The organism is Pelomonas sp. BJYL3 (assembly GCF_027257975.1).
In the GTDB taxonomy this organism is placed as follows: domain Bacteria; phylum Pseudomonadota; class Gammaproteobacteria; order Burkholderiales; family Burkholderiaceae_C; genus Roseateles_B; species Roseateles_B flavus.
Genome location: NZ_JANZKX010000001.1, coordinates 330,130 through 355,832 on the forward strand (window position 1 = coordinate 330,130; position 25,703 = coordinate 355,832).

General features: G+C 68.6%; 24 protein-coding genes. 9 read left to right on the plus strand and 15 right to left on the minus strand.

The window, feature by feature from the left end:
- The first annotated feature begins 193 nt into the window (after positions 1-193).
- Together O9Y01_RS01475 and O9Y01_RS01480 are read left to right on the plus strand one after the other, a co-directional pair.
- A complete protein-coding gene (locus O9Y01_RS01475; protein WP_269629706.1) occupies positions 194-1,765 on the plus strand; it encodes a methyl-accepting chemotaxis protein in 1,572 nt (523 codons plus the stop codon).
- 164 nt (positions 1,766-1,929) lie between these two features.
- Positions 1,930-2,787, plus strand: coding sequence for a substrate-binding periplasmic protein (locus O9Y01_RS01480; protein ID WP_269629707.1), 858 nt, complete (start codon positions 1,930-1,932; stop codon positions 2,785-2,787).
- A gap of 42 nt (positions 2,788-2,829) precedes the next feature.
- On the opposite strand, the gene O9Y01_RS01485 is transcribed toward O9Y01_RS01480, so the two are convergent.
- The 13 genes from O9Y01_RS01485 to O9Y01_RS01545 all read right to left on the minus strand — a co-directional run bounded on the left by O9Y01_RS01485 (position 2,830) and on the right by O9Y01_RS01545 (position 17,633).
- A complete protein-coding gene (locus O9Y01_RS01485) occupies positions 2,830-3,291 on the minus strand; it encodes a PaaI family thioesterase (RefSeq protein ID WP_269629708.1) in 462 nt (153 codons plus the stop codon).
- Between the two features lie 17 nt (positions 3,292-3,308).
- Positions 3,309-4,100: an SDR family oxidoreductase gene (locus O9Y01_RS01490; RefSeq protein ID WP_269629709.1), complete on the minus strand. Its 792-nt coding sequence runs from the start codon at positions 4,098-4,100 to the stop codon at positions 3,309-3,311.
- A 28-nt stretch (positions 4,101-4,128) separates the two neighbouring features.
- Positions 4,129-5,949, minus strand: coding sequence for an acyl-CoA dehydrogenase (locus O9Y01_RS01495; protein WP_442952694.1), 1,821 nt, complete (start codon positions 5,947-5,949; stop codon positions 4,129-4,131).
- Between the two features lie 31 nt (positions 5,950-5,980).
- Positions 5,981-6,397, minus strand: a complete 417-nt coding sequence (locus O9Y01_RS01500) for a PaaI family thioesterase (protein WP_269629710.1) — start codon at positions 6,395-6,397, stop codon at positions 5,981-5,983.
- An 84-nt stretch (positions 6,398-6,481) separates the two neighbouring features.
- A complete protein-coding gene (locus tag O9Y01_RS01505) occupies positions 6,482-7,657 on the minus strand; it encodes an acetyl-CoA C-acyltransferase (protein ID WP_269629711.1) in 1,176 nt (391 codons plus the stop codon).
- 16 nt (positions 7,658-7,673) lie between these two features.
- Positions 7,674-9,782 (minus strand): 3-hydroxyacyl-CoA dehydrogenase NAD-binding domain-containing protein, encoded by a 2,109-nt coding sequence (locus O9Y01_RS01510; protein ID WP_269629712.1) that lies wholly within the window; start codon positions 9,780-9,782, stop codon positions 7,674-7,676.
- 213 nt (positions 9,783-9,995) lie between these two features.
- Positions 9,996-10,334 carry a hypothetical protein gene (locus O9Y01_RS01515; protein WP_269629714.1) on the minus strand — a complete coding sequence of 113 codons (339 nt, stop codon included), beginning with the start codon at positions 10,332-10,334 and terminating at the stop codon, positions 9,996-9,998.
- Between the two features lie 220 nt (positions 10,335-10,554).
- Entirely contained in the window at positions 10,555-11,274 is a 720-nt protein-coding gene (locus O9Y01_RS01520) for an ABC transporter ATP-binding protein (RefSeq protein WP_269629715.1), read from the minus strand.
- Complete coding sequence (locus O9Y01_RS01525) at positions 11,271-12,128, minus strand: ABC transporter ATP-binding protein (RefSeq protein ID WP_442952695.1); 858 nt, start codon at positions 12,126-12,128, stop codon at positions 11,271-11,273. Before O9Y01_RS01525 ends, O9Y01_RS01520 begins: the two co-directional genes overlap by 4 nt.
- Complete coding sequence (locus tag O9Y01_RS01530) at positions 12,071-13,387, minus strand: branched-chain amino acid ABC transporter permease (protein WP_269629717.1); 1,317 nt, start codon at positions 13,385-13,387, stop codon at positions 12,071-12,073. The genes O9Y01_RS01525 and O9Y01_RS01530 overlap by 58 nt, the downstream gene beginning before the upstream one ends.
- A 12-nt stretch (positions 13,388-13,399) precedes the next feature.
- Entirely contained in the window at positions 13,400-14,416 is a 1,017-nt protein-coding gene (locus O9Y01_RS01535; RefSeq protein ID WP_269629718.1) for a branched-chain amino acid ABC transporter permease, read from the minus strand.
- A 202-nt stretch (positions 14,417-14,618) separates the two neighbouring features.
- Complete coding sequence (locus tag O9Y01_RS01540; protein WP_269629719.1) at positions 14,619-15,863, minus strand: branched-chain amino acid ABC transporter substrate-binding protein; 1,245 nt, start codon at positions 15,861-15,863, stop codon at positions 14,619-14,621.
- 111 nt (positions 15,864-15,974) lie between these two features.
- Positions 15,975-17,633, minus strand: coding sequence for a 3-(methylthio)propionyl-CoA ligase (locus O9Y01_RS01545; RefSeq protein ID WP_269629720.1), 1,659 nt, complete (start codon positions 17,631-17,633; stop codon positions 15,975-15,977).
- 185 nt (positions 17,634-17,818) lie between these two features.
- Here O9Y01_RS01545 and O9Y01_RS01550 point away from each other — a divergent pair, with 185 nt between their 5' ends.
- From O9Y01_RS01550 to O9Y01_RS01575, 6 genes are all read left to right on the plus strand, one after another.
- Positions 17,819-19,309: a protein adenylyltransferase SelO gene (locus O9Y01_RS01550; protein WP_269629721.1), complete on the plus strand. Its 1,491-nt coding sequence runs from the start codon at positions 17,819-17,821 to the stop codon at positions 19,307-19,309.
- Positions 19,306-19,713, plus strand: coding sequence for a peptide-methionine (R)-S-oxide reductase MsrB (gene msrB, locus O9Y01_RS01555; protein ID WP_269629722.1), 408 nt, complete (start codon positions 19,306-19,308; stop codon positions 19,711-19,713). Before O9Y01_RS01550 ends, msrB begins: the two co-directional genes overlap by 4 nt.
- 23 nt (positions 19,714-19,736) lie before the next feature.
- Entirely contained in the window at positions 19,737-20,396 is a 660-nt protein-coding gene (locus O9Y01_RS01560) for a septation protein A (RefSeq protein WP_269629723.1), read from the plus strand.
- Positions 20,393-20,683: a BolA family protein gene (locus O9Y01_RS01565; protein ID WP_269629724.1), complete on the plus strand. Its 291-nt coding sequence runs from the start codon at positions 20,393-20,395 to the stop codon at positions 20,681-20,683. The genes O9Y01_RS01560 and O9Y01_RS01565 overlap by 4 nt, the downstream gene beginning before the upstream one ends.
- A gap of 138 nt (positions 20,684-20,821) precedes the next feature.
- Complete coding sequence (locus tag O9Y01_RS01570; protein ID WP_269629725.1) at positions 20,822-21,622, plus strand: peptidylprolyl isomerase; 801 nt, start codon at positions 20,822-20,824, stop codon at positions 21,620-21,622.
- Between the two features lie 128 nt (positions 21,623-21,750).
- Positions 21,751-22,284: a hypothetical protein gene (locus O9Y01_RS01575; protein ID WP_269629726.1), complete on the plus strand. Its 534-nt coding sequence runs from the start codon at positions 21,751-21,753 to the stop codon at positions 22,282-22,284.
- A 13-nt stretch (positions 22,285-22,297) separates the two neighbouring features.
- Here the strand turns inward: O9Y01_RS01575 and O9Y01_RS01580 are convergent, their stop codons facing one another.
- A complete protein-coding gene (locus O9Y01_RS01580) occupies positions 22,298-22,966 on the minus strand; it encodes an ABC transporter ATP-binding protein (RefSeq protein WP_269629727.1) in 669 nt (222 codons plus the stop codon).
- Positions 22,967-22,994: 28 nt separating this feature from the next.
- On the opposite strand from O9Y01_RS01580, the gene O9Y01_RS01585 reads away from it, so the two are divergent.
- Positions 22,995-23,609: an arylesterase gene (locus O9Y01_RS01585; protein ID WP_269629728.1), complete on the plus strand. Its 615-nt coding sequence runs from the start codon at positions 22,995-22,997 to the stop codon at positions 23,607-23,609.
- A 21-nt stretch (positions 23,610-23,630) separates the two neighbouring features.
- On the opposite strand, the gene O9Y01_RS01590 is transcribed toward O9Y01_RS01585, so the two are convergent.
- The gene (locus O9Y01_RS01590; protein WP_269629729.1) at positions 23,631-25,676 is read right to left on the minus strand and encodes a DUF6600 domain-containing protein; all 2,046 of its coding nucleotides are present in this window, start codon (positions 25,674-25,676) and stop codon (positions 23,631-23,633) included.
- Between the last annotated feature and the right edge of the window lie 27 nt (positions 25,677-25,703).

Here is a 25,703-nt window from a genome sequence, read left to right on the forward strand (position 1 = left end):
CCTCTTCCGCGGCTGAATCAGGCCCGGCCGGGGGGTTTGCCTGCCTCGAAACGTGTCACATTTGCTTGCACGTTCGATTCAAATTGATAACGATTGCAGTCTCCTGGAATGCCTGGGGGCAACGCCCGGCCGCCTTGCCGGTCGCGACCGTCCACTGCATTCCTCCTGCCCTGCCAGTCCAGAAGGAAGCCCCATGTCGCTGACCGGAAACCCTCGCCTTGGTCTGATCGGCCGCCTGCTGATCATGGCCGCAGCCCTGGCCCTGATCCTCATCGGCGCCGCCGTGCACACGTCTCGGCAGCTGGTCTCCCTGGAGGAGGCCGCGCACGCTGCCGAGTCTTCCAGGTTTCCGCAGCTGCAGCGCATGGCCCAGGCCCAGCTGGAAGTGACGCGCCTGTCCCTCCAGCTGCGTCACGCCATGCTGTCCCGCACGCCGCAGGAGCGTGACACGGCGCTGCAGGACATCAAGCGGCTCAAGGAGGCCATCACGGAGCAGCTGGGCGCCTACGAGAAAGCCCTGCATACCGAGACCGGGCGCCAACGCTTCCGCCCCGTTCAACAGAAGGTCCAGGCCTTCGCGGAGGTCGAGCAGAAGAACCTCGCGCTGATCGAGGCCGGACAGATGAGCGAGGCCTTTGCCTTCCTGGTGGACCAGACCATTCCGGCACGCAACGCCCTGCTCCATGAGATCGCCGAGAACGTCAAGTACCAGGAGTCGCGCCTGCAGGACGAGCTGCAGCTGGTGAAGAGTCAGGCCGGCAATGCCCGGCTCGAGTTCGGCTTCGTGGCGGTGGCAGCGGTCCTGGCCCTGATGGCCACGACCGCCTACCTGGCCCGCGCCCTTCGGCAGCGCGTCCATGCCCTCAATGCCGTCGCCAACCGCCTGCGCGACGGCGACTTCACCCAGCCCGTGCAAGACACGCAAGCGGATGAGTTCTCCGCGGTGATGCGCTCCATGCAGCACATGCAGGACGCCCTGGCCGGCATCGTCCATACCGTGCGATCCAACGCGGAGAGCGTGGCCACAGGCAGCGAGCAGATCGCCCATGGCAATGCAGACCTGAGCCAGCGCACCGAGGAGCAGGCCAGCGCCCTGCAGCAGACCGCCGCCACCATGGACCAGCTGGGCTCCACCGTGCGCAACAACGCCGACAACGCGCAGCAGGCCAATCAGATGGCCCTGCAGGCCTCGGAGGTGGCGCGGCGCGGCGGGGGTGTCGTGGCCGAAGTCGTCGAGACCATGAGGAGCATCAACGAGGGCTCGCGCCGCATTGCCGACATCACCGGCGTCATCGACAGCATTGCCTTCCAGACCAACATCCTCGCCCTGAACGCGGCCGTCGAGGCGGCTCGCGCCGGCGAGCAGGGCCGCGGCTTCGCCGTGGTGGCGGGCGAGGTCCGCATCCTGGCCCAGCGCAGCGCCGAGGCGGCCAAGGAGATCAAGTCGCTGATCGGCGACAGCGCGGCGCGCGTCGAGCAGGGCACCCAGCTGGTCGACCGGGCCGGCAGCACCATGGACGAAGTGGTGAAGGCGATCCACCGCGTGACTGACATCGTGGGCGAGATCAGCGCCGCCAGCCGTGAGCAGAGCACCGGCATCGGGCAGGTCGGCGAGGCCGTGAGCGCCATGGACCGGGTCACCCAGCAGAACGCGGCGCTCGTCGAGGAAAGCGCCGCCGCTGCCGAGAGCCTGCGCAACCAGTCGGCCCGGCTGCTGGAGGTGGTCGCCTTCTTCCGCCTCCAGCCGGGAGCCGCACCGCGCTGAGGTGACCTGCGATGGCACGGCCCCCACCGGCCCTGGACGGGGCTGGCGCGTCCTGCAGACACGGCCCCGGGCGCGGCATTGGTCACGAATGGGCTGGGCCTTTAGTGCAATGCAATCGGTTCCCAAACCGGCAGGAGCCGCGGCCCTGGCATAGACTGCCGGCCGTGTTGCTCCCTGCCCTGACTCGGTGCCGCCTCCTGCGTCAGGGGCTGGCCTTGCTGCTGGGCCTGGCCCTCTTGCAGGCCCAGGCCCAGCAGCTGCGCCTGTGCCAGACCGAGTCGCCCCGCTACGACTACCGGCTCGCCCTGACGCGACTCCTGCTGGAGAAGACCGCGCAGCGCGGCGAGTCCTTCACCCTCATCCGCCATGGCCAGGGGGCAGATCCCTCGCAGGAGCGCTGCCTGGAGCTGCTGCGCAGCGGCGAGGTGGACCTGGTCTATCTGCCGCCCAGCCCGGCGCGGCTGGCGGAGTTTGCCGTCCTGCCCATCGACCTGCACGCCGGCCGCCTGGGCTACCGCCTGCTGCTGATCCGCAAGGAGGACGCGCCGCGCTTCGCCCGCATCCAGACCCTGGCGCAGCTGGGCAAGCTGACGGGCGGCTTTGGCCGCCAGTGGGCCGACCTGGCCGTGTTCGAGGCCAACGGCCTGCCCGTGGTCGCCGGCCCGGGCACCGAGGCCCTGCTGGCCATGCTGCGCGCCCGGCGCTTTGACTACCTGCAGCGCGGCGTCTCCGAGGCCTACGCTGAGCTGGCCAGCTTCGGCGGCAATGACGAGCTCATGGTGGAGCCGCACCTGGCCCTGCACTACGCCTGGCCCGTCTACTTCATGGCGCGCCGTGACCGGCAGCCCCTGCTGCAGCGCCTGCAACGCGGGTTGCAGCTCGCCCAGCAGGACGGCAGCTTCCGCCGGCTGCTGGACCAGCACCAGGGCCGGGACTGGACCCGCGCAGCCATCGAGCGCCGCCGCGTGCTGGCCCTGAAATCGCCCTGGCCGGACATGGCCCTGCCCACGCCGGAGCGTTGACGGCCGCCGCGCGCCGGGCCCTGCGTGGACCCGCTCCCTCTCTCAGTCCGCCTCGCGGCGCTGCAGGGACTTGAGCTGGCGCCCCTGCCCCGGCAAGGCCCGCAGGTACTTGAAGGTGGCGGTGGCGTGAGCACAGAGCCGGCCGTCCTCACCCAGCACCCGCCCCTCGCAGAAGGCCATGGTGGCGGTGTGATGCAGCAGCTCGCCCTGGGCACGCAGCTCGCCCTCGGCGGGTCGCATGAAGCTGGTCTTCATCTCGATGGTGACCACGCCAGGCCCCATGCCCTCCTGGTGCATGTGGATGCTGCGGGCGGCATGGGCCATGGCCACGTCCAGCAGGCTCATCAGTACGCCGCCATGGGCCACCTCCCAGGAGTTGAGATGGCTCTCGCGGATGTCCACCCGCAGCTCCGCGCGGCCGTCGCCCAGGCTGTGCAGCTCGAAGCCCAGCTGCTCGACGAAGGGGATGCGGACAGGGAAGGACAGGGGCGGCGTGCGTTTCATGGCGTCAGTCTAGGGCCTCAGGCACCGTGGATCGCTGACACACCGCCGTCCACCGCCAGCACCTGGCCCGTGATGTGCTTGCCGGCACGCGACGCGAACAGCAGGGCCGCGCCCTTGAGGTCGTCCTCGTCGCCCAGGCGGCGCAAGGGCGCGGCCTCGGCGATCTTGTCCTCGCCCATGGCCGCGAGCAGGCCCTGCGTCATCTTGCTGGGGAAGAAGCCCGGCGCCAGCGCGTTCACGGTGATGCCGTAGCGGCCCCACTCGCCGGCCAGCGCGCGGGTGAAGTTCACGGCCGCGCCCTTGCTGGTGTTGTAGGCGATGGTCTTCATCATCGCCGGGTTGCCGCCCAGGCCGGCGATGGAGGCCACATTGATGATGCGGCCGTGGCGCCGCGGGATCATGCTCGCCTGCGCCGCGGCCTGGCTCATCACGAAGAGGCTGCGGATGTTGAGGTTCATCACCTTGTCCCAGGCCTCCAGCGGATGGTCCTCGGCCGGTGCGCCCCAGGTGGCGCCGGCGTTGTTGACGAGGATGTCGATCTGGCCGAGGCGTTCCATCGTCTGCTCGACGATGCCGCGGGCCTGGGCTTCATCCGCGGCATCGGCAGCGATCCAGCGGGCATCGATGCCCCGCGCCTGCAGCTGGGCCACGGCCTCTTCCAGGTCAGCGGCCTTGCGCGAGCTGAGCATGATCTTCGCGCCCGCCTCGCCCAGGCTTTCGGCGATCTGCAACCCCAGGCCGCGCGAGCCGCCGGTGACCAGGGCCACCTGGCCGCTGAGGTCGAACAAGTCCTGCACCTTGGTGCTCATGGGAGTCTCCTTTGAATTTCCTGAGAGGTCAGAACCAGGCGTCCTGCATCTCGCGACACAGCGCTTCACGGCGCTGCACCACGGGCAGCCAGGCGGCAATGCGTGGCAGCTCGTAGGCGAAGAAATAGGCCTGGGCGGCCCGCTTGCCCTGGGCGAAGTCACGGGTGTCGTCCGGTGCCAGGGCCAGCACCACGTCCAGCCAGATCCAGGCCAGGACCGTGTGGCCAAAGGCCTGCAGATAGGGCGTGGCATTGGCCAGCGCCGTCTCGGGCTCGCCGGTGGCCCACGCCGCCTTGGTCGCGGCGCCCACCTGCGCCAGAGCCTGGGCCAGCTGATTGGCGGCCTCGGCAAGACCTGGCACCTGGCCCGCCGCGCTGATCGTCTCGTTGATGCGCCGGGCCAGCGCCATCAGCGCCGCGCCGCCTTCCATCACCACCTTGCGGCCGAGCAGGTCCAGAGCCTGGATGCCGTGCGTGCCCTCGTGGATCATGTTGAGGCGGTTGTCGCGCCAGTGCTGCTCGACGGGGAAGTCCCGCGTATAGCCATAGCCGCCCAGCACCTGGATGGCCAGGGAGTTGGCCTCCAGGCACCACTCGCTGGGCCAGCTCTTGGCGATGGGGATCAGCACCTCCAGCAGCAGGCGCGCACGGCCCGCGGCCTCGGCCTCGGCCGTGTGCTGCTCATCGACCAGGCGGGCGCAGAACAGCTCCAGGGCCAGCGCCCCTTCCACATAGCTCTTCTGCGCCAGCAGCATGCGCTTGACGTCGGCATGCTCGATGATGGGCCGCTGGGGCGAGGCGGCGTCCTTGCCCGCGGCCGTCAGCGGCCGGCCCTGCGGCCGCTGGCGGGCATAGGCCAGGCTGGCCTCGTAGCCCGCATAGCCCAGCATGGTGGCGCCCAGGCCCACGCCGATGCGGGCCTCGTTCATCATGTGGAACATGGCCTTGAGCCCCTCGCCGGGCGCGCCCACGCGATAGCCGATGGCCCCGCCCTGCCCGCCCGGCTGATGCCGGCCCTCGCCGAAGTTCAGCAGGCAGTTGGTGGTGCCGCGGTAGCCCAGCTTGTGGTTGAGGCCGGCCAGCACCACGTCGTTGCGTTCCCCCGTGAGCTGCCCCTCGGCGTCCACCAGCCATTTGGGCACGATGAACAGCGAGATGCCGCGCACGCCGGGCACCGGCTTGCCATCCGGGCCGGGGATCTTGGCCAGCACCAGGTGGACAATGTTCTCGCGCAGTTCGTGCTCGCCGGCGGAGATCCACATCTTGTGGCCACGCAGGCGGTAGCGCGGGCCCAGGGGGTCGTTCTCAGAATCGGCGCCGTCTGGCTCGGCCCGCGTGGCCACGTCGGACAGCGAGGAGCCCGCCTGCGGTTCGGAGAGGCACATGGTGCCGAACCAGCGCCCTTCGAACTCGGCCCGGGCGAAGACCTCGCGCTGCCGCGGCGTGCCGTGCGCCATCAGCAGATTGGCATTGCCGTTGGTGAGCATGGCGTAGCCGCCCAGCGCGATGCAGGCCTTGCTGAAGAAGGCATTGGCCGCCATCTCCACCGTGCAGGGCAGCTGCATGCCGCCGTTCCCGTAGTCCTGGGCGGCGCTGAGCATGCCCGACTCCACGTAGGCATCCAGCGCCTCGCGCGTGGCCTGGGGCAGGTGCACGCGCTCGCCGTCGAAGTGCGGCTCCTGGGTGTCGAGCAGGCGGTTGACGGGCGCGAACTTCTCGCGGGCGATGCGCTCGCAGGTGTCCAGCACGGCGTCGAAGGTCTCGCGGCTGTGGTCGGCAAAGCGCTCGCGCTGGTTCAGCGATTCGGATTGGAGCCAGTCGTAGAGCAGGAAGTCGAGGGTGTCGCGCATGGCGATCTCCAGCAGTCGATGGGGCCCGCGCTCAGGCGGGCGTGAGTGCCATGGTGGCCGAGGCCTTCATCACCAGCGTGCGGGTCGTGCCGTCCACGGCATGGACCTCGGCCTCGGTGAAGGTGAGCGTGCGCCCGGCCTTGAGGACCCAGGCCTCGCACTCCAGCTGCTGGCCGCGGGCGCCGCGCAGCAGGCTGGTCTTGAGCTCGGCCGTGAGAATCCACTGCCCGGGCGGCGCCTGCGTCTGGGCGGCCGAGCCCATGCTGTGGTCGGCCAGCGAGGCCAGCACGCCCGCATGCACCAGGCCCGTGTGCTGGCGCAGGCCTTCGCGGATGGCCAGGCGCGTGCGCACACGGCCGGGCTCCACGGCCACGGCCTGCACGCCCAGCTCGACCATGAAGGGGGAACGGGCGATGAAGCCCTGCAGCGTGGCGAGGTCCAGTTCCATGGCGTCTCCTGCTGCAGGCTGGGCCGCAGCGCGGTCAGGTCAATGAAGGGCGGCACCGGCACGGCGCCGCCCTCAGGGCTCGGCTCAGAGGACTTCGAACACGCCGGCCGCGCCCATGCCACCGCCGATGCACATCGTCACGCACACCCGCTTGGCGCCGCGGCGGCGGCCTTCCAGCAGTGCGTGGCCCGTCAGGCGCTGGCCCGACATGCCGTAGGGATGGCCCACGGCAATGGCGCCGCCGTTGACGTTCAGGCGGTCCATGGGGATGCCCAGGGTGTCGGCGCAGTAGAGCACCTGCACGGCGAAGGCCTCGTTGAGCTCCCAGAGGTCGATGTCGCCAACGCCCAGGCCCAGGCGCTTGAGCACCTTGGGGATGGCGAAGACGGGGCCGATGCCCATTTCATCGGGCTCGCAGCCGGCCACCGCAAAGCCGAGGAAGCGACCCAGGGGCTTCAACCCTTGCTGCTGGGCATAGCGCTCGCTGACGAGCACGCAGGCGCCGGCACCGTCGGAGAACTGGCTGGCATTGCCCGCGCTCACCACGCCGCCGGGCAGCGCGCTGCGCAGGTCCTTGATGCCCTCGTAGGTGGTGCCCTCGCGCAGGCCTTCGTCCACGCTGACGCTCACCTCGCGGGTGACCAGGCCCTGGACCTTGTCCACCACGCCCGCGGTGACGGTGATGGGCGCGATCTCCTCGGCGAACAGGCCGGCTGCCTGCGCGGCGCAGGCCTTCTGCTGGCTGGCGGCGCCGTAGTGGTCCTGGCGCTCGCGCGAGATGCCGTAGCGCTGGGCCACGTTCTCGGCGGTCTGCAGCATGGTCCAGTAGATCTCGGGCTTGTGCTTCATCAGCCAGCTCTCCGTGATCATGTGCTTGTTCATCTCCTGCTGCACGCAGGAGATGCTCTCCACGCCGCCGGCCACGTAGGCATCGCCCTCGCCGGCCATGATGCGCTGCGCGGCCATGGCGATGGTCTGCAGGCCGCTGGAGCAGAAGCGGTTGACGGTCATGCCCGCCACGCTGACCGGCAGGCCGGCACGCAGGGCGATCTGGCGCGCGATGTTGTTGCCCGTGCCGCCTTCGGGGAAGGCGCAGCCCATCAGCACGTCCTCGATGGCGTCCGGCGCAATGCCGGCACGCTCGACGGCGGCCTTGACCACGTGCCCGCCCAGGGTGGCGCCATGGGTCATGTTGAAGGCACCCTTCCAGCTCTTGGAGAGCGGGGTGCGGGCGGTGGAAACAATCAGTGCTTGGCTCATGTCGGTACTCCCTCGCTCAATCGGTGAAGCTCTTGCCTTCGGCAACCAGGCGCTGGATCAGCGGCGCGGGCTGCCAGAAGCTGGCGTCGTCGAGCGGGTTGCGGGCGAAGCGCTTCATGGCCTCGACCACGTTGTAGAGGCCCACCGTGTCGGCATAGCACATGGGGCCGCCGCGCCACAGCGGGAAGCCGTAGCCGGTGAGGTAGACCATGTCGATGTCCGAGGCGCGCAGGGCGATGCCCTCTTCCAGGATGTGGGCGGCTTCGTTGACCAGCGAGAAGACGAGGCGCTGCACGATCTCCTCGTCGCTGATCTTGCGAGGCGTGATGCCTTGCGCAGCACGGTGCTTCTCGATCATCTCGACCACGACGGCCGAGGGGATGGCATCGCGCTTGCCAGCGGCATAGTCATACCAGCCGGCGCCCGTCTTCTGGCCGAAGCGGCCCATCTCGCAGAGCAGGTCGGCCGTCTTCGAGTAGCGCAGATGCGGCTTCTCCTGGTAGCGGCGCTTGCGGATGTACCAGCCGACGTCGTTGCCGGCGAGGTCGCCCATGCGGAAGGGGCCCATGGCGAAGCCGAACTTCTCGACCGCCTTGTCCACCTGCTGCGGCGTGCAGCCCTCCTCCAGCAGGAAGCCGGCCTGGCGGCTGTACTGCTCGATCATGCGATTACCGATGAAGCCGTCGCACACGCCCGAGACCACGCAGGTCTTGCGGATGGTCTTGCCCAGGGCCATCACCGTGGCCAGCACGTCCTTGGCCGTCTCCCTGCCACGCACGACCTCCAGCAGCTTCATCACGTTGGCCGGGCTGAAGAAGTGCATGCCGATCACGTCCTGCGGGCGCTTCGTGAAGGCGGCAATCCTGTTCAGGTCCAGCGTCGAGGTGTTGGAGGCCAGGATCGCGCCCGGCTTCATCACGGCATCCAGCTGCTCGAAGACCTGCTGCTTGACGCCCAGGTCCTCGAAGACGGCCTCGATGACGAGGTCGGCGTCGCCGATGTCGGCATAGCTCAGCGTGGTGCTCAGCAGGGCCATGCGCTGCTGGTACTTGTCTTCCTTGAGCTTGCCCTTCTTGACCTGCCCCTCGTAGTTCTTGCGGATGGTGGCCAGGCCGCGGTCCAGGGCTTCCTGCTTCATCTCCAGGATGACCACCGGGATGCCGGCGTTGAGGAAGTTCATGCTGATGCCGCCGCCCATGGTGCCGGCACCGATCACCGCGACCTTGCGGATCTCGCGCCGGGGCGTGTCCTCGGGCACATCGGGGATCTTGCTGGTGGCGCGCTCGGCGAAGAAGGCATGGCGCAGGGCCTTGCTCTCGGGCGTCATCATCAGGGCCACAAAGCCCTCGCGCTCGGCCTTGATGCCTTCATCGAAAGGCTTGTAGACCGAGGCGGCCACGGCTTCCAGGCAGCGCAGCGGTGCGGGGAAGTGCTTTGCCTGGGCCGCGACCATGTTGCGGGCGAACTGGAAGTAGGCGTCGGGCTCGGCATGGCGGGCCTTGAGGTCGCGCACGCGGGGCAGCGGGCTGCCGTCGGCATGCCTGGCGATGACGGTCGCGGCAAAGTCCAGGGCCTCGCTCATCAGCTCGCCGCTGATGATCTTGTCGAAGAGCTTCTGGCCGGGGACCATGGCCAGCAGCTGGCTCTCCACCGCCTCGCCGCTGACGATCATGTTCAGCGCCGGCTCCACGCCCAGGGCGCGCGGCAGGCGCTGCGTGCCGCCCGCGCCGGGCAGCAGGCCGATCTTGACCTCGGGCAGTGCGATCTTGGCGCCCGGCGCCGCCACGCGGTAGTGGCAGCCCAGGGACAGCTCCAGCCCGCCGCCCATGCACACGGTGTGGATGGCCGCGATGACGGGCTTGCTGCAGGCCTCGACCTTGGCGATCAGCGAATGCAGATTGGGCTCGGCCAGGGCCTTGGGGCTGCCGAACTCGCGGATGTCCGCGCCGCCGGAGAAGGCCTTGCCGGCCCCGGTGATGACGACGGCCTTGACCGCGGCATCGGCCTCGGCCCGGTCGATCCCCTCGGCCACCGCTTTGCGGGTGGCGTAACCCAGGCCGTTGACCGGCGGGTTGTTCAGGGTGATCACGGCAACGGCGCCGTGAAGCTCGTAGCTGGCACTCATGGGCGGGCTTCCTTCCTTGTGCAGTGGAGGGCTGCGGCCACCCTGAAGCGTGTCATGTGTGCCGCAGAAATAGAACGATCGTTCGATTCTAGGCAGGCCCCGCGTCCCGGTCCTGTCCCAGCGGCGACAAACGGGGGAGAACCCTGAGCGTGCCGCGCACGAAAGACCGGCGGCGCTGCCGCCCGGGTCCCGTGCCGCAGGGCGCGGCCGGACTCAGCCGCGGTTCAGCAGCTGCGTCGGCGCAAAGCCGTCGTTGGGGCGTTCGGGCTCGTCTTCGGGCAGGAGCTCGGGCGTGACGCTGTCCCCGCTCTGCGGCAGGGGCTCGTGGTGCACGACCCGGTGGTGGGCGCGTTCGTCGGCCAGGCGGATGTCGGACAGCTCCTTCTGGAGCTGCTCGATCTGGCGGCGGGCGGCCGTGTTCTGCTGGCCGAGCTGGTTGCGTGCGGCATCCAGCTGGGCCATGCGATGCTGCAAGGCTTTCTGCCGTTGCCAGGCCCACAACCAGGTTGCCAGGACCCCGAACAGCAGGCCGCCCAGTGCAGCCATCAACATCGACATCGTTGCTTGATTCCCCATCATTCCCCCTGCGCCGGTGGTGAACGGAGGCAACCGGTGAGTGCCGCCCCACCGGGCTGGAAAGAATGTAACTCTGCCTCGGGACCCCGACCATCCTCAAGGTAGGGGCAAGCAAGACCTGGCCCCCGCACCAGGGGGGGCCGCTGATTCCTTCACGCGGGCGCTGTGGTGTGGAAGCCGCAGTTCCGCGCCGGGCCTACACCTCCAGCCACTCCTTGCGGATGTAGGCATTGGCCCGCAGCGCGGCCGGACTGCCCTCGAAGACCATGCGGCCGTGGCCCATCACATAGCAGCGCTCGGCGATGTCCAGCGCGATGGCCAGCTTCTGCTCGATCAGCAGCACGGCAATGCCGCGGCGCTTGAGCTCCTTGAGGTACTCGGCCACCAGCTCCACGATCATGGGCGCCAGGCCCTCGGTGGGCTCGTCGATGAGGATGAGGTCCGGATCGCCCATCAGCGTGCGGCACAGGGTCAGCATCTGCTGCTCGCCGCCCGAGAGCACGCCGGCCTCGGTGTGCTGGCGCTCCAGCAGGCGGGGGAACATGCGGTACATGTCCTCGAAGCTCCACCGCGGCGCCTTCTGCCCGCGCTTCTGGCCCAGCAGCAGGTTCTGGTGCACGGTGAGGCGCGGGAAGATGTCGCGGTTCTCGGGCACGTAGCCGATGCCCGCATGCGCGATCTCGAAGGCCTTGCGGCCCAGCAGCTCCTGTTCGCCGAAGCGCACCGAGCCCGTGCCGTCGACCAGGCCCATGATGGTCTTGGCCGTGGTGGAGCGGCCCGAGCCGTTGCGACCCAGCAGGGCGACGATCTCGCCGGGCTCCACCACCATGTCCACGCCGTGCAGCACATGGCTCTTGCCGTAGAAGGCATGGACCTTGTCGAGCACCAGGCGGCGCCCTGTCTTTTCCGATGTCATGCCGTCGCTCCCGCTGCGGCCTGCTCGGCCAGGACGGAACCCAGGTAGGCCTGCTGCACGCGGGCGTCCGCGCGCACGGCCTCGGGCGTGTCGAAGGCGATGACCTCGCCGTAGACCAGCACCGCGATGCGGTCCGCCAGGCCGAAGACCACGCCCATGTCATGCTCCACGGTCAGCAGAGTGCGCCCCTCGGTGACCTGGCGGATCAGCTGGATGAAGCGCTGCGTCTCGCTCTTGCTCATGCCCGCGGTGGGCTCGTCCAGCAGAATCACCGAGGCCCCGCTGGCGATGGTCATGCCGATCTCCAGCGCGCGGGCCTCGGCATAGGTCAGGTTCATGGCCAGCACGTCGCGGCGCCTGTCCAGCTGAATCTGCTCCAGCAGCTCCTCCACCCGGTCGTTGAGCCCGTCCAGCCCTGCCAGGAAGTGCCAGAAGCTGTAGCGGTAGCCCATGGACCACAGCAGGGCGCAGCGGATGTTCTCGAACACCGACAACCGCGAGAACAGGTTGGAGACCTGAAAGCTGCGCGCCAGGCCCTGGCGGTTGATCTTGTAGGGCGGCAGGCCGTCGATGCGCCGGCCGTGCAGGCGCACCTCGCCGCTCGTGGGCGGGAAGCGGCCGCTGATGAGGTTGAAGAGCGTGGACTTGCCGGCGCCGTTGGGGCCGATCAGCGCCACGCGCTCGCCCGCCCTCACCTGCAGCTGCGCGCCGCGGATGATCTCGCTGCGGCCGAAGCGCTTGCGCAGGTCCAGCAGCTCCAGTGCATAGGGCGTCCCGGTGTCAGAAGGGGCTTGGCTCACAGGCTCTCCCGGCGCTTGATGTCCTGCTCGATCTCTTCCTGGGTCTGGTCCCATTCGGCCCGGAAGCGCCGCCGCGCCAGCTCGAAGAGGCCCAGCCCGACGACCATGGCCAGCACCGCGCCGAACCAGGCATCGACCGAGTTGCTGCGGATGCGCGCGCCCATGAAGCCCAGCTCCGGCCCCATCGCGGCGTTGAGCTGCAGGTGGTAGAGCATCTCCACGATGCAGCTGGCGCCCAGCAGCACGGTCAGCCCGGTGCCGGCCAGCGCCAGGTAGGCCGTCCACAGGCGCGAGAGCTTGCCGAAGGCCGCCACGCGCAGGTTCATCATGATCAGCGCGGCAATGCCGCCCGGCGCATACATCACCATGAAGAGGAACACGAGGCCCAGGTAGAGCAGCCAGGCCTGCGTCAGCTCGGACAGCAGCACGCCGGCCAGCACCATCAGCACTGCGCCGATGATGGGCCCGAAGAAGAAGGTCGCGCCGCCCAGGAAAGTGAAGAGCAGGTAGGCACCCGAGCGCGCGGCGCCCACCACCTCGGCGGTGACGATCTCGAAGTTCAGCGCCCCCAGGCCGCCCGCGATGCCCGCGAAGAAGCCCGAGATCAGGAAGGCCAGGAAGCGCACCCAGCGGGTGTCATAGCCGATGAACTCGACACGCTCGGGGTTGTCGCGCACGGCATTGAGCATGCGGCCCAGCGGCGTGCGGGTCAGCGCGAAGAGGGCCGCGGTGCTGAAGAAGCAGTACAGCGCGATCAGGTAGTAGACCTGGATCTGCGGCCCGAAGCTGATGCCCAGCACCGGCGCGCCCACCACGCGGTTGCCCGAGACGCCGCCCTCCCCGCCGAAGAACTCCGGCAGCATCAGGGACATGGACCAGATCAGCTCGCCCAGCCCCAGGGTGATCATCGCGAAAGGCGTGCCGGACTTCTTGGTCGACACATAGCCGAACAGGGCCGCAAAGACGAGCCCCGCCAGCCCGCCCGCCAGCGGCACCAGGCTCACCGGCAAGGCGAGCTGCCCGGCCGAGACCTGGTTGAGCGTGTGCATGGCGAGGAAGCCGCCCAGGCCGCTGTAGACCGCATGGCCGAAGCTGAGCATGCCGCCCTGGCCCAGCAGCAGGTTGTAGGCCAGGCAGGCGATGATGCCGATGCCCATCTGCGACAGCATGGTGTGGGCCAGGCTGCTGGTCCACAGCAGCGGCGCCACGCCCAGCGCCAGGGCATAGAAGCCCCACACCAGCCAGCGGCCGACGTTCCAGGGCTTGAAGTGGAAATGCGCCGCGCTGGCGCGCACAGAGTGCACGGGGTTCATCGACCGGTTCCCTCAGTCATCGCGCGTGCCGAACAGGCCCTTGGGCCGGAAGATCAGGATCAGCACCATCAGCAGGTAAGGCAGGATGGGCGCGACCTGGGCCAGCGAGAGCTTCAGCAGTGGATAGCCCGGCGTGGCCGGCGTGACCGCCAGCCCCGCGCGCTGCGCCAGCGTCGCCAGCGAGGCGTCCACCGTCAGCGGCAGGGTCTGGATCAGGCCGATCAGCAGCGAGGCCACGAAGGCCCCGGCCAGCGAGCCCACGCCGCCCACCACCACGACCACGAAGATGATGGAGCCCACGATGGCCGCCATGGCCGGCTCGGTCACGAAGGTGATGCCGCCGATCACGCCCGCCAGCGCCGCCAGCGCGCAGCCGCTGCCGAAGACCAGCATCAGCACCCGCGGCACGTTGTGGCCCAGGGCCTCGGCCATCTCGGGGTGGGTGAGTGCCGCCTGGATCACGAGGCCGATGCGGCTGCGCGTCAACAGGGCCCACAAGCCCACCAGCATTGCCAGGGCCACCACCATCATGAAGGCCCGGGTCAGCGGGAACTTGGAGCAGGCCGCTGCCGCGCACTGTGCCGGCGTGGCGTCGCCCCACACGAGGGTCAGGCCTTGCGCGGCGCTCTGCATCAGCGTGAAGGCCGAGCCCTGCAGGGCCGGCGGCGGGCCGAAGGGCACCGAGGTGCGACCGAAGACCAGCTGCACCAGCTCCAGGATCACATAGGACAGGCCGAAGGTGATCAGCAGCTCCGGCACATGGCCGAACTTGTGCACCCGGCGCAGCGCCGTGCGCTCGAACAGCGCGCCGAGAAGCCCCACCGCCAGCGGCGCCAGCAGCAGCGCCGGCCAGAAACCCAGCCAGCCCGCCAGCACATAGGCCGCGTAGGCGCCCAGCATGTAGAAGCTGGCATGCGCGAAGTTCAGCACGCCCATCATGCTGAAGATCAGCGTCAGACCCGCGCTGAGCATGAACAGCAGCAGCCCCGAGGCCAGGCCGTTGAGCAGGTTGATCAGAATCTGGTCCACATCACCTCGTGAAACGTCAGAACATGAGGCGACTCCGCCATTGCCACAGGCATCGAGGCAGGCCGGCGCCACAGCGCCGAATCGGGTATGCAGCTGCGGCAGCGAGCGGGTCGAGGTGGCGCTGAGGAGCACAGCCGTACAGGCGTACGGCGAGCACCGCAGGAGCCAGATCGGCCCGCGCAGCCCGCATATGCAGCCCGATTCAGCGCTTCATTTGGCAGGAGGTGGGGGTGGAGGAGACGTACGAGTCGTACATCTTCAGCGGCACCAGCGTGTAGCCCGTGTTCTCAGGGCTGTACGGATACTTGGCATCCGCCTTGTTCCACACCGAGATGAACAGCGGCTGCTGCAGCTGGTGGTCGGTCTTGCGCACCTGCACCTCGCCGTTGAAGCTCTTCACCGTGAGCCCTTCCAGCGCGGCGGCCACCTTGACCGGGTCCGTGCTCTTGGCCTTGGCCATGGCCTCGCCCAGCAGGCTGTAGATGTGGATCACGCTGCCGGTGTAGAAGTCGTCGTTGAAGCGCTTCTTGTACTCGTCCATCCACTTGCCCATCTGCCCACCGAGGTTGTAGTGGTTGTAGGACACCTGGAACACGCGCCCCGCCGAGGCCGCGCCCAGCGCCGTGGGCGTGCCGCTCACGCCGGCGTAGTAGGTGAAGAACTTGCCCGTGTAGCCGGCCTCGTTGGCGGCCTTGACCAGCAGGGTCAGGTCTGAACCCCAGTTGCCGGTGATGACGGTGTCGGCGCCGCTGGCCTTGATCTTGGCCACATAGGGCGCGAAGTCGCGCACCTGGGCCAGCGGGTGCAGGTCTTCGCCCACCACCTGGATGTCCGGCCGCTTGCGGGCCAGCATCTCCTTGGCGTACTTGGCCACCTGCTGGCCGTGGGCGTAGTTCTGGTTGAGCAGGAAGACCTTCTTGACGTCGGCCTGGTCCTTCATGAAGGTGGTGATGGCCTCCATCTTCATGGAGGTATCGGCGTCCATGCGGAAGTGCCAGTAGCTGCACTTGCTGTTGGTGAGGTCCGGGTCCACGGCCGAGTGGTTGAGGTACAGCACCTCCTTGCCCGGGTTGCGCTCGTTGTGCTTGTTGATCGCGTCGATCAGCGCCAGCGCCGCGCCCGAGCCATTGCCCTGGGTGACGTAGCGCACGCCCTGGTCGATGGCGGACTTCAGCGCATTGAGCGTCTCGGCCGGGCTCAGCTTGTTGTCGATGGCGATGATCTCGAACTTCACGCCGGCCGGGTTGGTGGCGTTGAACTTCTCGGCGAAGAACTGGAAGCTCTTGACCTGGTTCTGGCCCACCGGGCCCATGAGGCCGGACAGCGGGTCGATCCAGGCGATCTTCACCGTCTCGCCCTTCTGCGCCTGGGCCCCGAGGCTCAGGCCGGCAAGAAGCAGGGACGCTGCGAGGTGCCGCAGCCTGAACTCACGCGATGCAGTCAACATGGATGTCTCCTTCTGGCCCTTTGGCGGGCCTGTTCTCGGTCTCAACATGTCTTGCAGGTCCCGACCCGCCGGCCGGGCCTGCTTCAGCGAACGCGGTCAGCCCGCCCCGGCTCAGGCGCCGGGCAGGCGGTGCTCGGCAAACTGCTGGCGCAGCTTGAGCTTCTGGATCTTGCCGGTGGCCGTGTGCGGGATCTCGTCGACGAAGACCACGTCGTCCGGGATCTGCCACTTGGCGATGCGGCCCTCGTAGAAGGCCAGCATCTCCTCGCGGCTCAGGCTGGCGCCGGGCTTGCGCACCACCACCAGCAGCGGGCGCTCGTCCCACTTCGGGTGCCGGCAGGCGATGGCCGCGGCCTCGGCCACGGCCGGGTGGGCCATGGCGATGTTCTCGAGGTCGATGGAGGAGATCCACTCGCCGCCGGACTTGATCACGTCCTTGCTGCGGTCGGTGATCTGCATGAAGCCGTCGGCGTCGATGGTGGCCACGTCGCCGGTGGGGAACCACAGGCCCGCATCGACGCCCTGCTCCTTCACCGGCACCAGGGCCGACTCGTTCTGGCCGAAGTAGCTGTTGATCACCCAGTGGCCTCGCACGACCAGGTTGCCGCTGCTGGCGCCGTCCCAGGGCTGGGCGTCGCCGGCGTCGTCGATCACGGCCATGTCGATACCGTAGATCACCTTGCCCTGCTTCTCCAGGATGCGGCGCTGCTCCTCCTGCGGCAGCTTGAGCTGGCGCGCGGTGAGCTTGGACAGCGTGCCCAGCGGCGAGAGCTCGGTCATGCCCCAGGCGTGGATGACCTCGACGCCGTAGTCGTCCATCAGCGTGCGCAGCATGGCCGGGGGGCAGGCCGAGCCGCCGATCACCGTGCGCTTGAAGCTGCTGAACTGCAGCTGGTTGGCGCCCACGTAATTGAGCAGGCCCAGCCACACGGTGGGCACGCCGGCACTGAAGGTCACCTGCTCCGATTCGAAGAGCTCGAAGAGCGACTTGCCGTCCAGGTGCGGCCCCGGGAACACCAGCTTGGCGCCCACGATGGCGCTGCTGTACGGCAGGCCCCAGGCGTTGACGTGGAACATGGGCACCACGGGCAGGATCACGTCCTTGGAGGAGCAGTCCATGCCGTCGGGCAGCGCGGAGGCGAAGGCGTGCAGCACGCTGGAGCGGTGGCTGTACACGGCGCCCTTGGGATGGCCCGTGGTGCCGGAGGTGTAGCAGATGCTGGAGGCCGCGTTCTCGTCGAAGCTGGGCCAGGTGTAGCGGCCGTCCTCGGCCTCCACCAGTTCCTCGTAGCACAGCAGGCCCTGCAGGCTGGTCTGGGCGGGCATGTGGGCGCGGTCCGTCATCAGCACGTAGTGGCGGATGTGCGGCAGCTGCGGCGCCAGCTTCTCGACCAGGGGCAGGAAGTTGAGGTCGAAGCAGAGGGTCAGGTCTTGCGCGTCATTCGCGATCCAGGCGATCTGCTCGGGGAAGAGGCGCGGATTGATCGTGTGGCAGACCAGCTGAGAGCCCGAGCTGCCGTAGTAGATCTCGAGGTGCCGGTAGCCGTTCCAGGCCAGGGTGCCGACGCGGTCTCCCGCCTTGAGGCCCAGCCTGGCCAGCGCCTGGGCCAGCTTGCGGGAGCGCAGCTCGCACTCGCGCCAGTTGTAGCGGTGCAGGTCACCCTCGACCCGCTTGCTGACGATCTCGGTGTCACCCGAATGCCGGGCCGCGTGCTGGATCAGCGAAGAGATCAGCAGCGGCATGGACATCATCTGTCCCATCAAGCCCATCAATGTCTCCTTGGTTCCTGCCCTGCGTGGGGCTGAACTCGACCGAATCGGGCCATGTTAACCCTGCGCCGTGTGGCGACTTAGTCACCCTCGTTACACTGGATCTCATGGTTTTCGACAAGGGCACGCCCCCCTCTTCAGACCCGGGCAGTGACGCCCTTGCCACTCCCTCCACGGGTCGCGCGATGGATTGGCAGGAGCAGCTGGCCCAGGTCCCCGCCAGGCATCCCGCCAGCTTCACCCGCCTGGGTGACGGCTTCCTGACACGTCTCCCGCCCGAGCCGCTCCCCGCCCCGCACTGGGTGGCGTACAGCGAGCCCTGCGCGCAGCGCCTGGGCCTGCCGCCCGACTGGCGCAGCGAGGAGGCCCTGCAGGTCCTCAGCGGCAATGCGCTGTGGGAGGGCATGGATCCCTGGGCCAGCGTCTACAGCGGGCATCAGTTCGGCGTCTGGGCCGGCCAGTTGGGCGACGGGCGTGCGCTGCACCTTGGCGAGCTGCTGCACGAAGGCCAGCGCTGGGAAGTCCAGCTCAAGGGGGCCGGGCGCACGCCCTACTCTCGCCGAGGCGATGGCCGGGCAGTGCTGCGCTCCTCCATCCGCGAGTTCCTGTGCTCTGAAGCGATGGCCGCGCTGGGCATCCCGACGACCCGCGCGCTGTGCATCACCGGCTCGCCGCAGGGCGTGCAGCGCGAGACGGTGGAAACAGCGGCCGTGGTGACCCGCGTGGCGCCCAGCTTCCTGCGCTTCGGCCACCTGGAGCATTTCGCGCACCACGGGCAGCACGAGGCGCTGAGGCAGCTGATGGCTCATGTCCTGAGCCACCATGCGCCGGAGTGCCTGGACGCGCCGGTGCCGCCGGTGGCCTTCCTCGAGAAGGTCGCCCGCCAGACCGCCGAGCTGCTGGCCGCCTGGCAGTGCGTAGGCTTCTGCCATGGGGTGATGAACACCGACAACATGTCCCTGCTGGGCCTGACCCTGGACTACGGCCCCTTCGGCTTCCTGGACGGCTTCGACCCCGTCCATGTCTGCAACCACTCCGACCACCAGGGCCGCTATGCCTACGCCCGCCAGCCGCAGGTCGCCTTCTGGAACCTGCATGCCCTCGCCCAGGCCCTGATGCCACTGATCAGCGGCGAGGAGGAGGCCGTGGCCGAGCTGCTGGGCGAGGCCCTGGATCCCTACCGCCAGGTCTTCCAGCAGGCCATGCTCACGCGCATGCGGGCCAAGCTGGGACTGGCGCGGGCCGAGCCCGAGGACCAGGGCCTGGTCGACGACTGGCTGCGCCTGCTGGCCCTGCACCGCACGGACTACACCATCGCGCACCGGCGCCTGTCCCGCTGGCCGGCCTTGGCCGAGCCCGAGGGCGGGCCGCTGCGTGATCTCTTTCTGGACCGCGAGCGCTTCTACCTCTGGGCCCTGCGCTACCGCGAGCGCCTCACCCGCGAAGGCAGCGTGGACGCCGAGCGCCTGCCCCGCATGAAGGCCGTCAACCCGGCCGTGGTGCTGCGCAACCACCTGGCCGAGACCGCCATCCGCCAGGCCCAGGCCGGCGATTTCAACGAAATCGAGCGCCTGCTGAAAGTTCTGCAGCGCCCGTTCGACGAACCGGTTCAAGCGTCCGATGCGGACTTCCCGCCCGACTGGGCCTCCCATCTCGAGGTGTCCTGTTCATCATGAGCGACAAGCCCTACCCCATCCAGAAGAGCGACGCCGACTGGCGCGCCCAGCTCGACGACATGCAGTACCAGGTGACCCGCCACGCGGCCACGGAGCGCGCCTTCACCGGCCAGTACTGGGACCACTGGGAGCGCGGCCACTACGACTGCGTCTGCTGCGGCACGCGGCTCTTCGAGGCGCAGACCAAGTTCGACGCCGGCTGCGGCTGGCCCAGCTACTGGGCCCCGGTGAACGCCGACGTGATCGAGCGCATCGAGGACCGCAGCCACGGCATGGTGCGGGTGGAGGTGCGCTGCCAGCAGTGCGGCGCGCACCTGGGCCATGTCTTCCCGGATGGCCCGGCCCCGACGGGCGAGCGCTTCTGCATCAACTCGGCCGCGATAGACTTCGCGCCCGATGCCTGAGCTCAGGCGCTGACACACCCTTCATGAAGCTCCTGCTCGATTTCCTGCCGCTGATCCTCTTCTTCGGCACCTTCAAGATCGCCGAGTCGCACAAGGCAGCCGCCGCGGCCTTCGCGTCCTCGCACTTCGGCTTCATGGTGTCGGGCGGTACCGTCGGCCCTGAAGAGGCGCCTGTGCTGTTGGCCACGCTGGTGGTGATGGCCGCCACGCTGGCGCAGGCCCTGATCACCAAGCTGCGCGGCCACAAGATCGACCTGATGCTGTGGATCAGCCTGGGCCTGGTCGTGGTCCTGGGCGGCCTGACCGTCTGGCTGCACGATGAGACCTTCATCAAGTGGAAGCCCACCGGCCTCTACTGGGGCATGGCCGCCGTCTTCCTGCTGAGCGACCTGCTGTTCGGCAAGAACCTGCTGCGCGGCATGATGGAAAAGGACGTGAAGCTGCCTGCCTTCGCCTGGCGGCGCATGAACTGGGGCTCGGTGCTGTTCTTCATCGCCCTGGGTTTTCTGAACCTTTACGTAGCTTTTCACTACCCCACCGCCACCTGGGCCAACTTCAAGGTCTTCGGCGTGACGGGCCTCTTCGTGCTTTTCACGCTGGGCCAGGGGGTCTACATGAGCCGCCACATCATCGAGTCCGCGCCCGCTGAAGACGGCCCGGCCGACAAGGAAGTCCTCCCATGAACAGCCCCCAGCACGCCCTGCCCCGCGCCTCGCTGGCCGTGATCGAACAGCGCCTGCGCGAAGGCCTGCAGCCTGAGCGGCTGGAGATCGAGGACGACAGCGCGAAGCATGCCGGCCACGCCGGCGCGCGCGAAGGCGGGCACTACACGGTGCGCGTGGTCAGCGAGCGCTTCAGGGGTCTCACGAGGGTCGCGCGCCACCGGCTCGTATATGATTTGATGGCTGAGCTGATGCGTCAGGGCATCCATGCCCTGGCCATCGATGCGAAGGCTCCGGGAGAACCCTGAGCCGCACCGAATGGCGCCCCGAACCGGCAGGTTCTGTGGGCGTCTGTTTTTATTCAAACCTCGCCGCGTAACGCGGTGTATCACTGATAGAACCGGTGGCGTGTTCGCCGGTGGAGTCTGTTGAAAGGCCCAATGTCCATGAAGAAGATTGTGCTCGCCGCCTCGATCGCGGCCCTGACCGCAGCGCTGGCTCCCCTGTCCGCCAGTGCCCAGAACATCGCGACGGTGAACGGCAAGGCCGTGCCCAAGGCCCGCGCCGACCAACTGATCGAACAGGTCACCAAGAACGGCCAGCCCCGCAGCCCCGAGCTGGAAACGCAGGTCAAGGACGAAGTGGTCCGCCGCGAGATCTTCATCCAGGAAGCCGAGAAGCGCGGCATCCCGGCCAGCGCCGACTACAAGAGCCAGATGGAACTGGCTCGCCAGATGATCCTGATCCGCAGCCTGATGGAAGACTTCAAGAAGAAGAACCCCGTCACCGACGCGGAAGCCATGAAGGAGTACGAGCAGTTCAAGGCGGCCAACAGCGGCATGGAATACCGTGCCCGCCACATCCTGGTCGAGAAGGAAGACGAGGCCAAGGCCCTGATCAAGCAGCTCAACGGCGGCGCCAAGTTCGAGGACCTCGCCTCCAAGAACTCCAAGGACACCGGCTCGGCTGCCAACGGTGGCGACCTGGACTTCGCCAACCCCAACAACTTCGTGCCCGAGTTCTCCAAGGCCATGACCGCCCTGAAGAAGGGTGAGATGACCCAGGAGCCGGTGAAGTCGCAATTCGGCTATCACATCATCAAGCTGGAAGACACCCGCGAAGCCACCTTCCCGGCCTTCGACGACGTCAAGGGCCAGATCAAGCAGCGCATCGAACAGCAGAAGATGGGCGAGTTCCAGCGCGAGCTGGTGAGCAAGGCCAAGACCGACTACAAATTCGCCCAGTGAGCTTGAGTGCCCAGACGAGCCACGCCGTGGCTCCCTGAAGAACCCGGCCTGGTGCCGGGTTTTTTCATGGGCTCGGCCGCCGCGCGCCTGCCATGTGCCGGCTTCATGTCGACTAGCACGAGCACAGATTGAACACGTTATCCATCAAGCAGTTCGGCGCCCCTTCCCTCTTCGCCATCGACTGCGTCCATGAGCCCATCCCCAATGAGAACGGGTGGGTCTTCGGGCGAATGTGCCTGTGGGTCGGCGGTTTGAGGCTTGGAAACTTCGATGAACCCGCCTGCATGCTCAACGTCACCGCCGGCCAACTGCAGGATGTGATGGATCGACTCCCGGACCTGCAGGCGCCAGCGTTCGAGCGCCTGACCGATGCCGAGCTGCACAGGCTGCTCAGGCAGGTACTCTACGGCCCATGCGACGGTCCCCATGCCGAGGTACTTGCCGATGCACAGCAGTACCGCAGGTTCGAATTCTTCACCAACGGTGGCGAATCGTTTGACCGATTCACGTCCTTCATTGCCCTGTCGAACGGTCAGGTCCGGATACTGTTCACGGAGTTGGCGTCCGAGCCCATTGGTGCGCACGTGGACGCGACCACCTTCGTCGCCGTCGTCGCAGCGTTTCTTGAATGGATGAGAGCGGAAGCAGTACTGACCCACTAGCCAGCAGAGGAGGTCACGCCAGCCGGCCTGCTTCGATTCGAAGCTGCCGCTCGCAGCGCTCCGCAATCGCCAGGTCATGCGTGACCATCACCAGCGTCGTCCCCGCCTCGCGGTTGAGCTCGAACATCAGCGCCATCACCTGGGCGCCGGTGGCGAAGTCCAGGCTGCCGGTGGGCTCGTCGGCGAGCAGCAGGGCCGGGCGCTGCACGAAGGCGCGGGCCAGGGCCACGCGCTGCTGCTCGCCGCCCGAGAGCACGCGGGGATAGTGGTAGAGCCGCTGCCCCAGGCCGACGCGCTCCAGCATGGCCTGCGCCTGGGCGCGGGCCTCGCGGTCACCGCGCAGCTCCAGCGGCAGCATGACGTTCTCCAGGGCCGTCAGGTTGGACAGCAGCTGGAAGTTCTGGAACACGAAACCCACATGGGCCGCGCGCAGGGCGGCGCGGGCGTCTTCATCGAGTGCATAGAGGTCCTGCCCCTGCAGGCGCACGGTGCCGTGGCTGGGGGTGTCCAGGCCGGCCAGCAGGGCCAGCAGCGTGCTCTTGCCCGACCCCGAAGCCCCCACAATGGCCACGGACTCCCGCGCCTGCAGGGTGAAGCTGATGTCATGCAGAATCGTCAGCTCGCCGGTGGCATCACGGACCGTCTTGCCCAGGTGTTCGACTTCGAGGATGGATACAGACATGAGGAGAGCGATGCAACGCCGGATGTGGATGACCCACTGTAGCCTGAGCCTGAGCCTGCTGCTGGCACCCGCCCTGGCAAGCGCGACGAAACGCAAGATCCTGGTGCTGGGCGACAGCCTGTCTGCCGAGTACGGCCTCGCCCGCGGCAGCGGCTGGGTGGCCTTGCTGGAGGCGCGGCTGAAGTCGCAGCAGCGCGAGCTCGAGGTGGTCAATGCCAGCATCAGCGGCGAGACCACCTCCGGCGGCCGTTCCCGCCTGCCGGCCCTGCTGAGCAAGGAGCAGCCCAGCCTCGTGATCATCGAGCTGGGCGGCAACGACGCCCTGCGCGGCCTGCCCGTAGGCATGACCCGCGACAACCTGCGCGCCATGGTCCAGGTCTGCAAGAAGGCCGGCGCCCGCGTGCTGCTGGTGGGCATGGAGATGCCCCCCAACTACGGCGCCGCCTACGGCCGGGACTTCGCCGACAGCTTCGAGACGGTCGCCCGGGAGGAGAAGGTCGGCCTGGTGCCCTTCCTGCTGGCCGGCGTGGCCGACCGCCCCGATGCGGAGGCCTGGTTCCAGGCTGATCGCATCCACCCGCTGGCCAAGGCCCATCCGCTGATGCTGGAGCATGTCTGGAAAGGCCTCGCCCCCCTGCTCTGACCGGCGCCCGGCCTTCGCCGCTCAGCGCTGCTCGTCCTGCCGGCCCTTGCGCGGCACGTTGTCCTGCTGCGGGGATGGGCGCGACGGGCGTGCCTCTTCCTGACGCTGGGGCGGGGCCACGCGAGGCGGCTCGGGGGCACGCACGGGTTCACGCGCGCGCTCGGGCTGGATCTGCCGCAGGGGCACCTCGCGTTGCTGTTCGCGCTGGTGCTGCTGCATCTGCTCGCGCTGCTGCTGTTCACGCTGCATCTGCTCGCGTTGCTGTTGCTGCTCGAAGCGCTGCTGCCGCTCCTGGCGCTCGACGCGATCCTGGCGGTCCTGTCGCTCCTGACGGTCCCGCTCGGCCATGCGTTCGCGCTCCTGGCGATCACGCTCCAGGCGGTCCTGAAGGCTGCGGTCCGGCACGGCCTGCGGCTGGACGGCCTCGCGGCTGTCCTGGCGTGGCGGCTGCTCGGGCAGGCGGCGCAGCGGCGGGCCATCCTCACGACCGCGAGACGGGGTGGGCAGCACGGCCGGCGGTGCCACCACCGGTGCCGCGGGCTGGATGACCGGGGGCATGGCCGCGGGCGGATTCACGGCCGGCTGGGGCAGCGCACGCAGCGGCACGCCACTGTCCTCCCGCTCGCCGCGCTGGCGGGGATTGTCGCGTCGCACCGGATCCTGCACGACCGGATGGCCCGGCATCGGCGGCACGGCCTGGACCGGTGCGCCCTGGGGGGGCAGACCGCGCAGCGGCACACCGGCATCGCCCCGCCCCTCTTGCGGACGCCATTCCTGGCGGCTGGGCGCCTGCGGCAGCGGGCGCAGGGGCACATTGGCATCGGTATTGGCCACGACGCGCGCGGCGCTTTCACTCCAGATGCTCACGGCACCACGCACCTCGCGATTGCTGCGCGGCGGCGGCAGGGCCGAGCCGCGGTTCACCACCGTCACCGGGTCATGCTCGCGGTTGATGCGCTGCCCGTAATGCGGGCTGTGGTGATAGCTGGGCACATAGACCTCGCGCGGGGCCAGCGGATACCAGCCATAGCGCGGCGGCGGCGGCCGCGAGCCGATGCTGATGCCCACGCTCACCACCGGTCCACCCACCCAGGCGACCAGGGCCGGTGCGTAGGCCGGGCGGGGCACGTAGCGGCCAGGCACCCAGCACCAGCGCTCGCGCACCATGACCCAGCGGCCATAGTGGAAGGGCGCGAAGCCCCAGGGCGCGTCATCCACCCACGACCAGCCCCAGTGACGGGTCCAGACCCAGCGGCCATAGCGGTACGGCGCCCAGTCCGGCGCCACCTGCTGCGGGATCCAGACGGTGCCGTACTCCTCGGCCTGCTCCCAGCGGCCGTAGCGGTCGAGGTCTTCGGCGCCCGTCATTTCGGGCGAGACATAGCGGTAGGCCGGCAGATCACCCTCGCTGCGGCTCATGCCCAGCAGCCAGTCGGCGAAGCGATCGCGCTCCAGCACCATGCGCTCGACGCGCGGACCGTCGCCCCACCAGAACTCGGCCTGTTCATTGGGCTGCAGCCACACGGCCGGCGTACCCGGCGCGCGTGCCTCGAAGCGCAGCTCGCCCTCCCAGTTGAAGGCGCGGCTGCCGCGGTCCAGCTGGTCCACGCGGTACAGGCCCTTGCGATCGAAGAAGAAACGGCCCTCGCGGGTGCGCACCTGGGCCTCGCGCGCCGCCTCGGCATTGCGCAGGCGCAGGCCCAGCTGGCCGCGGGCCAGCACCAGCTCGAGGTGGTCTTCGTCGAGACGGCTCAGCTCCAGGTCGGCCGAATCATCCAGCCACAGGCTGGTGGAGCCCACGCGCAGGGCCAGGCGGCCGTCGCGTTCGGTGCGGATGCGGTCCCCTTCGCCCAGGGTCTGGTTGGGGCTGAGGCGCTGCCAGTCCTTGGTCTCGGCGTCGAAGACCCAGGCCGTGCCCTGTGTATCCGCCACGCGGGCGGCGCGTGTGGGCGGGTCCTCCGCCTGGGCAGGCAGGGCCCAGAGGCTGGCGGCCAGCAGCAGGGCGCTGGCAAAGGCCCGGGTCAGGGGGCGCAGCAGGGACGCACCCTGCAGGTGTCTCAAGGTCATGGAGGCTCTCCTCGGCTGTCGGCCCAA

Coding starts and splice junctions, on each gene's coding strand:
- O9Y01_RS01580 (WP_269629727.1), bottom strand. CDS start 22,966: ATGTCTGTATCCATCCTCGAAGTCGAACACCTGGGCAAGACGGTCCGT.
- O9Y01_RS01525 (WP_442952695.1), bottom strand. CDS start 12,128: ATGGGACCAGACCCAGGAAGAGATCGAGCAGGACATCAAGCGCCGGGA.
- O9Y01_RS01540 (WP_269629719.1), bottom strand. CDS start 15,863: ATGTTGACTGCATCGCGTGAGTTCAGGCTGCGGCACCTCGCAGCGTCC.
- msrB (WP_269629722.1), top strand. CDS start 19,306: ATGAGCGACAAGCCCTACCCCATCCAGAAGAGCGACGCCGACTGGCGC.
- O9Y01_RS01590 (WP_269629729.1), bottom strand. CDS start 25,676: ATGACCTTGAGACACCTGCAGGGTGCGTCCCTGCTGCGCCCCCTGACC.
- O9Y01_RS01560 (WP_269629723.1), top strand. CDS start 19,737: ATGAAGCTCCTGCTCGATTTCCTGCCGCTGATCCTCTTCTTCGGCACC.
- O9Y01_RS01545 (WP_269629720.1), bottom strand. CDS start 17,633: ATGGGCTTGATGGGACAGATGATGTCCATGCCGCTGCTGATCTCTTCG.
- O9Y01_RS01570 (WP_269629725.1), top strand. CDS start 20,822: ATGAAGAAGATTGTGCTCGCCGCCTCGATCGCGGCCCTGACCGCAGCG.
- O9Y01_RS01530 (WP_269629717.1), bottom strand. CDS start 13,387: ATGAACCCCGTGCACTCTGTGCGCGCCAGCGCGGCGCATTTCCACTTC.
- O9Y01_RS01500 (WP_269629710.1), bottom strand. CDS start 6,397: ATGGAACTGGACCTCGCCACGCTGCAGGGCTTCATCGCCCGTTCCCCC.
- O9Y01_RS01565 (WP_269629724.1), top strand. CDS start 20,393: ATGAACAGCCCCCAGCACGCCCTGCCCCGCGCCTCGCTGGCCGTGATC.
- O9Y01_RS01585 (WP_269629728.1), top strand. CDS start 22,995: ATGACCCACTGTAGCCTGAGCCTGAGCCTGCTGCTGGCACCCGCCCTG.
- O9Y01_RS01485 (WP_269629708.1), bottom strand. CDS start 3,291: ATGAAACGCACGCCGCCCCTGTCCTTCCCTGTCCGCATCCCCTTCGTC.
- O9Y01_RS01495 (WP_442952694.1), bottom strand. CDS start 5,949: ATGCGCGACACCCTCGACTTCCTGCTCTACGACTGGCTCCAATCCGAA.
- O9Y01_RS01520 (WP_269629715.1), bottom strand. CDS start 11,274: ATGACATCGGAAAAGACAGGGCGCCGCCTGGTGCTCGACAAGGTCCAT.
- O9Y01_RS01550 (WP_269629721.1), top strand. CDS start 17,819: ATGGATTGGCAGGAGCAGCTGGCCCAGGTCCCCGCCAGGCATCCCGCC.
- O9Y01_RS01505 (WP_269629711.1), bottom strand. CDS start 7,657: ATGAGCCAAGCACTGATTGTTTCCACCGCCCGCACCCCGCTCTCCAAG.
- O9Y01_RS01515 (WP_269629714.1), bottom strand. CDS start 10,334: ATGTTGATGGCTGCACTGGGCGGCCTGCTGTTCGGGGTCCTGGCAACC.
- O9Y01_RS01475 (WP_269629706.1), top strand. CDS start 194: ATGTCGCTGACCGGAAACCCTCGCCTTGGTCTGATCGGCCGCCTGCTG.
- O9Y01_RS01510 (WP_269629712.1), bottom strand. CDS start 9,782: ATGAGTGCCAGCTACGAGCTTCACGGCGCCGTTGCCGTGATCACCCTG.
- O9Y01_RS01490 (WP_269629709.1), bottom strand. CDS start 4,100: ATGAGCACCAAGGTGCAGGACTTGTTCGACCTCAGCGGCCAGGTGGCC.